This is a genomic window from Sulfitobacter sp. 1A13421, assembly GCF_043557285.1.
Classification (GTDB): domain Bacteria; phylum Pseudomonadota; class Alphaproteobacteria; order Rhodobacterales; family Rhodobacteraceae; genus Sulfitobacter; species Sulfitobacter faviae.
In genome coordinates, this window is the sequence record NZ_JBIFFQ010000028.1 from 1 (window position 1) to 1387 (window position 1387).

The window sequence follows — 1387 nt, forward strand, 5'->3', positions numbered from 1 at the left end:
CCGGGTCATGTATGGATACCCCCGTTCGCGCAAGATGGTTTTTCGACATAGTGACGTGTGATCGGGTGCGGTCATGTATCAGGCCTGTTGTGCGGCAATCAAATGACCGCTGGCCGGTATGGAGCTGCGCGGCTTTGATGCAAAATCAGTTCTGCGGGCTCTTGGCCCATTGACCCGGATGCGTTTTCAAAACCGTCGTCACCGATCTTTTGTCCTTACTGTCTATGACCTCCTCACACGCCGACTTCCACTACTGACTACTCGATGCAATCAAGCTGCTGTCAGACGTGGATCTCTGTAATCTTCCTTCCGCGTTTCCATCGCCCACAGCGTTCGGGCCATCTTGTTGGCCAGTGCGATCGCCGCCACCTTGCGGGGCTTGCGCTGGAGAATGGAATGTAGCCAAGTCCCTGGGGTTGCTCCTTTGCGGGTTGCCCACCGAATAACTGACATTGCGCCGATGATAAGTAGTCGCCGGATATCCCTTTGCCCCATCTTCGACGTTCGGCCCAAGACCTGTTTGCCGCCAGTAGAATGTTGTCGTGGCACAAGCCCCAACCAAGCGGCGAAATCCCGACTGCGCTTAAAAACAGAGAGAGATGGAGCAAAAGCCTCTATCGCCATTGCGGTAATGGGGCCAACTCCCGGCATAGTCATCATCCGTAATGAAGCATCAGTTCGGGCGGCTTCTTGTTTCAGCGTCGCCTCCAACTTCAAAATGCGCGATGATAGATCATCGATTTGCTCAAGATAGGTGCGAGCTGTTTCGACAACTAACGGCTCCACTTCAGCTGCGGCCTCATCAATCAGCCTCCGAATATTTGCCAGATTGGACATGCCTTGCGGTGCGATCAGCCCGTGTTCTGCCAGATGCGCACGTAGAGCGTTGATCGTTTGCGTTCTTTGCCGGACGAAAAGCTCTCTCGTCCTGAAAACCATAGCGCGCGCTTGTTGTTGCGGCGACTTCGGTTCAACAAACCGCATAGTCGGCCGGCTGGCTGCTTCGGCTATGGCTTCTGCATCAGCGGCATCATTCTTTTGGCGCTTTACGAAAGGCTTAACGTAAGCAGGTGGCACCAGCCGCACATTGTGTCCCAAAGCACCTATTTCACGGGCCCAGTAATGTGCTGTAGCACAGGCCTCCATCGCCACTACACAGGGCGGCAGGTCCGCGAAAAATGCCAACACTTGGCCCCGCGACAGCTTTTTGCGAATAGCAATGCCGCCATCCGCCGTGGCGCCGTGAACCTGGAAAACCCGCTTTGCCAAATCTAACCCAACAATGGTAACTTGATCCATGGATGCTTCCTCCTATCAGTGATGTGACCCACATCACCTTGGCACATTGCGATGCCGTCGGGAGGGGGTATCCACCCCATCAGTTCTC

Annotated in this window: 1 protein-coding gene; it reads right to left on the reverse strand. The window is 54.9% G+C overall.

What is annotated here, in order from left to right; all coding sequences use genetic code 11:
* Positions 1-270: 270 nt before the first annotated feature.
* Positions 271-1299, reverse strand: coding sequence for an IS110 family transposase (locus ACGYLI_RS18095; RefSeq protein ID WP_394403506.1), 1029 nt, complete (start codon positions 1297-1299; stop codon positions 271-273).
* Positions 1300-1387: the final 88 nt, after the last annotated feature.